Origin of the sequence: Azohydromonas sp., from assembly GCF_035325925.1 — a bacterium.
Classification (GTDB): domain Bacteria; phylum Pseudomonadota; class Gammaproteobacteria; order Burkholderiales; family Burkholderiaceae_C; genus Calidifontimicrobium.
On the sequence record NZ_DAOKZA010000096.1, the window covers coordinates 1 to 5,524 of the forward strand.

Annotated in this window: 6 protein-coding genes; 2 read left to right on the top strand and 4 right to left on the bottom strand. The window is 71.7% G+C overall.

Annotation, left to right across the window (positions count from 1 at the left end):
• Together PKC53_RS18550 and pbpG are read left to right on the top strand one after the other, a co-directional pair.
• The coding region (locus PKC53_RS18550; RefSeq protein WP_324431334.1) for an alpha-isopropylmalate synthase regulatory domain-containing protein at positions 1-680 on the top strand (680 nt) is incomplete at its 5' end.
• Between the two features lie 201 nt (positions 681-881).
• On the top strand, positions 882-1,868 hold the full coding sequence (gene pbpG / locus PKC53_RS18555) for a D-alanyl-D-alanine endopeptidase (RefSeq protein ID WP_324431345.1): 987 nt from the start codon (positions 882-884) through the stop codon (positions 1,866-1,868).
• 31 nt (positions 1,869-1,899) lie between these two features.
• Here pbpG and PKC53_RS18560 read toward each other — a convergent pair whose 3' ends face one another.
• The 4 genes from PKC53_RS18560 to PKC53_RS18575 form a co-directional block, all read right to left on the bottom strand.
• Positions 1,900-2,670, bottom strand: a complete 771-nt coding sequence (locus PKC53_RS18560; RefSeq protein ID WP_324431336.1) for an IclR family transcriptional regulator — start codon at positions 2,668-2,670, stop codon at positions 1,900-1,902.
• A gap of 95 nt (positions 2,671-2,765) precedes the next feature.
• A complete protein-coding gene (gene hpnE, locus PKC53_RS18565) occupies positions 2,766-4,040 on the bottom strand; it encodes a hydroxysqualene dehydroxylase HpnE (protein ID WP_324431339.1) in 1,275 nt (424 codons plus the stop codon).
• Positions 4,040-4,888, bottom strand: a complete 849-nt coding sequence (gene hpnD, locus PKC53_RS18570) for a presqualene diphosphate synthase HpnD (RefSeq protein ID WP_324431341.1) — start codon at positions 4,886-4,888, stop codon at positions 4,040-4,042. The genes hpnE and hpnD overlap by 1 nt, the downstream gene beginning before the upstream one ends.
• A 61-nt stretch (positions 4,889-4,949) precedes the next feature.
• The coding region (locus PKC53_RS18575; protein ID WP_324431343.1) for a squalene/phytoene synthase family protein at positions 4,950-5,524 on the bottom strand (575 nt) is incomplete at its 5' end.

Consider the following 5,524-nt stretch of genomic DNA (forward strand, 5'->3'; position numbering starts at 1 on the left):
TGGTCGGCGCCAACGCCTTCGCGCACGCCAGCGGCATCCACCAGGACGGCGTGCTGAAGGCCCGCGACACCTACGAGATCATGCGCGCCGAGGATGTCGGCTGGAGCGCCAACAAGATCGTGCTCGGCAAGCTGTCGGGACGCAACGCGTTCAAGCAGCGGCTGCAGGAGTTGGGCGTCGAACTCGACTCCGAGGCCGAGATCAACGCCGCGTTCGCGCGCTTCAAGGACCTGGCCGACCGCAAGAGCGAGATCTTCGACGAGGACATCATCGCGCTGGTCGGCGACGAGAGCGTGACTTCGGAGCAGGAGCACTTCCGGCTGCTGTCGCTGGCGCAGCGCTCCGAGACCGGCGAGCGGCCGCACGCCAGCGTGACCTTTGCGATCGGTGCGACCGAGCACCATGCCGAGAGCGACGGCAACGGTCCGGTCGACGCCAGCCTGAAGGCCATCGAGTCGAAGGTGCAAAGTGGCGCCGAGATGTTGCTGTATTCGGTCAACGCGATCACCAGCGGGTCCACAGAATCGCAGGGCGAGGTGACGGTGCGACTGCAGCACGGCGGCCGCGTCGTCAACGGCGTCGGCGCCGACCCGGACATCGTCGTGGCCTCGGCCAAGGCGTACCTGGCGGCGCTGAACAAGCTGCACAGCAAGACCGAACGGGTGGCGGCGCAGGGGTGACCCGAGCGCACGTCGCGGTGGCGTCCGCCGAGACTTTAGGAACGCATCGCAAGTTCATGATCTTGCTTGTGTTTCAAGGTTCTCCTACACTGGCCGAAATCACGGACGGCGTTGGGAACGGGAGTGGCGGCGGTGAAGCGCGCGGGATGGGCTCGGTGGGGGTTGCTGTTCGCGTTGTGGTTCGGTGCGCTCGCCTGGCCGCTGGGCGCCGTGCATGCGGCCACACCCAAGGCCAAGGCGGGTGTCAAGGCAAGTGCGAAGAAGTCGGCCAAGGCGGTGCCGGCCCGCAGCGCCAAGACGACACGCGCCAAGGCGCGGCCGACGTCGCGCACGCGCACCTCGAGCAGGGCCGTGGTCGAGGCGGCTACGCCGCGTCCTTCGTACGGCCAGGTGTTCGGCCTGCACGCCACACCCGATCCGCTGGACCTGAAGTCCAGCGTGGCGCTGGTCGTCGACCAGGACACCAACGAGGTGTTGTTCAGCAAGAACCCGAAGGCGGTGCTGCCGATCGCGTCGATCACCAAGCTGATGACGGCGCTGGTCGTCGTCGAGGCCGGTCTGCCGCTCGACGAGGCGCTGACGGTGTCGCAGGCCGACGTCGACACCGAGAAGGGCAGCCGGTCGCGGCTGACCGTGGGCACGCGGCTGACCCGTGGCGAGATGCTGCATCTGGCGCTGATGTCGTCGGAGAACCGCGCCGCCAACGCGCTCGGGCGGCACTATCCCGGTGGGCTGGACGCGTTCGTCGAGGCGATGAACCGCAAGGCCGCCGAACTCGGCATGACCGACACCCGCTACGCCGAGCCGACCGGCTTGTCGAGCCGCAACCAGTCGAGCGCGCGTGACCTGGCGCAGCTGGTCAAGGCCGCGTACGAACACGACCTGATCCGCGAGCTGTCGACCTCGCCGGAGCACCGCGTCGCGGTGGGCCGGCGCGACCTGCAGTTCCGCAACTCGAACGGTCTGGTCTTCAAGGACGACTGGACTATCGGGCTGCAGAAGACCGGCTACATCTCCGAGGCGGGCCGCTGCCTGGTGATGCAGGCCGAACTGGCGGGCCGCAAGCTGATCATGGTGCTGCTCGACTCGGCAGGACGCTACTCGCGAATCGCCGACGCCGAACGCCTGCGCCAGTGGCTGCTGGGCGACCCCGCTGCACCGATCGCACTGTCGTCGCCGACGTCCTGAGGCCCGCGGCGACGCGCCGGCCGCTGCCGCCTCAGGCGGTGCGGTGACCGAGTTCGCGCGAGATCTGCGCGGCGGTGGCACGCACCTTGTCGAGCCACGACTCGTCGAGCCGGTCGGCCGGCGCCGACACCGACAGCCCCGCGACCAGCTTGTTCTGGTCGTCGAAGATGCCTGCGGCCATGCAGCGCACGCCGACCTCGAGTTCCTCGTCGTCGCGTGCGACGTTGTGCTGGCGCACCTGTGCCAGCTCGCGCTCGAGCCGCCCGAGATCGGTGATGCTGTTGCGCGTGTGGCCGGCCAGGCCGGTTCGCGTCGCGTAGGCGCGCACGCGGGCCGGGTCGTCGAAGGCGAGGAACAGCTTGCCCACCGAGGTCAGGTGCAGCGGGGCGTGGCCGCCGATCGCGCGCACCACCTGCATGCCCGAGCGTTCGCTGTAGGCGCGCTCGATGTAGACGATCTCGTCACCCTGGCGCACCGAGAGGTTGACCGGCTGGTGCGTGATGCGGTGCAGCTCGCGCATCGGCACCAGCGCCGCCTCGCGCACGTCCAGCCGCGCCTTCACCAGGTTGCCCAGCTCGAGCAGGCGCATGCCCAGCCGGTAGCTGCCGGCTTCGGGGCGGTCGACCAGCCGGCCGGCGGCGAGGTCGTTGAGGATGCGGTGCGCCGTCGACGGGTGCAGCCCGGTGCGCTCGCTGATCTCCTTCAACGCCACCGGCTCGGTGTGCGACGCGAGCACGTCGAGCAGCGCGAAGGTGCGTTCGAGCACCTGGATCGTCGGGGTCTGGGCGTCCTTCTTCCTCATGCGCGCATTGTGCAACGGGGGTTGCGATTTTTGCATGACGAAAACTAGATCTGCAACCCGATATGCGCTTGTCGCATCCGGGGTCGCTGTGCGCGTCAAGGGGCGGTCGCACCCTCGGCGGCGCGCCCGCCGCTGCGCACCGCCCCCTCGAGCGTCGACGGGTAGGGCCCCTCCACGTAGTCGCCGGCGGCCCACAGTCCGGTCGCGATGCACGCCGGCGGGCGCCGCAGGCCGGGTTGGCACGCAAAGGTCGCGCGCCGCTCGGCGAGCGTGCGCAACACGACGGGAGGCTCGCGCCAGTGCGGCCCGAGCGCCGCGACGAGCTGCGCCTGCACCGCCCGCGCGGTGGCGTCGAGTCCGCGTTCGATCCACGCTGCGGCGCCGCTGACGACCGCGGCGAAGGTCCCCGCCGTCGCGCCGATGGCGCCGTGGTCGAAGACGAACTGCGCCGGGGCGTCGGCGCCGTCGTGCAACGCGGTCATCGGCCGCGGCAGCCGCGTACCGCGGCTGCGCAGATAGACGGTGACGATCGGTTCGTGCTCGAACGCCGCGGCGACCTCGGCCCACGCCGGCGCCGCCGTGCGCACGAGCCGTGCCGCCTCGTGCGCCGTGCAGGCGAGCACCACGGCGTCGGCCGGCATGCCGTCGACGCGCCAGCGCGCGCCGTCGGGCTCGATCGCGTGCACGCGGTGACGCGTGCACACCCGGGCGCCGTGGTCGGCCAACCAGCGCTGCGCCGGTGTCGGCAGCAGCCGTGCGAGCGATGCGCGCGGCAGCAGCAGGTCGGCCGCGCCGGCGCCGCCGAACAGCGCATCGCGCAGCACACGCAGGAACACGCTGGCGCTCGCGCGGTCGGCCGGGGTGTTCAGCGCGGCGATGCACAGCGGATCGATCAGGTCGCGGCGCAGCGCCGCCGGCAGCGCCGCGCACAGGCGCCCCACGGTCCAGGACGGGTCGCAGCCGAAGCCGCGTGCCGCCCAGCCGCCCGCGGCGCGCAACAGCGCCACGCGCTCGCGCAGGCCCCAGCCGCGTCGGCGCCACACCGCGCCCAGCAGCGCAGGCACCGGCCGCCCGGGCCGCAACTGCAGGCCGCTGCCGTCGGGGAAGGTCAGCGACAGCGGCATGCGGTGCAGCAGCGCCGCTGGGTCGGCGCCGACCTGGCGCATCAGTGCCAGCGTGTCGCGGCAGGCGCCGATCAGGATGTGCTGGCCGTTGTCGAGCTCGACGCCATCGAGCTCGACACCACGCGCGCGACCGCCCAGCACCGATGCCATCTCGTACAACGTCACGCGGTGGCCGGCGTCGACGGCACGCACCGCTGCGGCGATGCCCGCCCAGCCGCCGCCGACGACCGCAACGTCGTGCGGCATCAGCGCTCGCGCCAGTGCGTGCACATCGCGATCCACGCCTTGCGCAGCGGCGTCAGCGCGATGCGCTGGTGCAGCACCCGGAAGCCCGAGGCCTCGATCTCGCGCAGCAGCGTGCGGTAGATGTGCGCCATCATCAACCCCGGGCGCTGCGCGCGCCGGTCGTCGGCCGGCAGCAGCGCGAAGGCCTCGTCGAACAGCCGGTGCGCGCGTTCGGCCTGGAAGCGCATCAGCGCGCCGAAACGCTCGCTGTAGCCCCACGGCGCCTCGCGCTGCAGGATCTCCGAGGCCTTGACACCGAAGCGCTGCAGTTCGTCGACCGGCAGGTAGATGCGCCCACGTCGCGCGTCGTCGCCGACGTCGCGGATGATGTTGGTCAGCTGCATCGCCAGCCCGAGGCGGTGCGCATAGGCGATGGTTTCGTCGCGTGTGCGCCCGAAGATCTCCGCCGACACCTCGCCGACGACGCCGGCGACCAGGTGGCAGTAGCGTGCCAGTGCGGCGAAGTCGAGGTAGCGCGTCTGCGTCAGGTCCATCTCGCAGCCGTCGATGACCTGCAGCAGCTGCGCCTCGCCGATGCGGTGCTCGGCGGCCAGCGGCAGCAGCGCCTGCGTCACCGGGTGGCTGGGCCGCCCGGCGAACGCGGCGGCCACTTCGCGGCGCCACCAGGCGAGCTTGGTCGCGGCGACCGTCGGGTCGTGCACCTCGTCGACGACGTCGTCGACCTCGCGGCAGAAGGCGTAGAAGGCCGTGATCGCCGCGCGTCGCCGCGGCGGCAGGAAGCGGAACGCATAGTAGAACGACGAGCCGCTGCGTGCGGCCTTGTCCTGCACGTACTGCTCGGGGCTCATCGCCACGGCGCGTTCCCGCAGGTGGGCTTCGGCGCGGCGCCAGCCGGCGGGGAGATGCCACTCATGCGACGCGCTCGACGGCGCCCGTCGCGGCGCGCATCGTCACCGCACGCCACAGCAGTCGGGGCGCATCGGTCGCACCCAGCGTCGGGCGCCGCGTCAGCGTTGCGTGGTCGATGGCCGCGATGCGCTCGAGCACGCGCAGCCCGCCCTGGACGACCAGACGCAGCTCCCAGCCGGCGCGCCCGGGCAGCCGGTGCACCAGCGGTGCGCCATCGAGCATCAGGCCGCGCGCCCATGCGCACAACTCGCGCACCAGCGCACGCACGGCGGGACCGTCGTCGCGCGAGCGCAGCTGCGCCAGCGAGACGCCGTGGCGGCGTGCGTCGGCCAGCGGCACGTAGTGCCGTCCGCGTGGTGCGTCGACGCCGAGGTCCTGCCAGAAGTTGATCAACTGCAGCGCGCTGCACACCGCGTCGGAATGCGCCAGCGACGCCGCATCGTCGACGCCGTACAGGTGCAGCAGCAGCCGCCCGATGGGATCGGCCGATCGGCGGCAGTAGTCGAGCAGCGCGGTGCGGTCCGGGTAGGTCGGCTGGTGCACGTCCTGCTCGAAGGCGTCGAGCAGCGCGAACA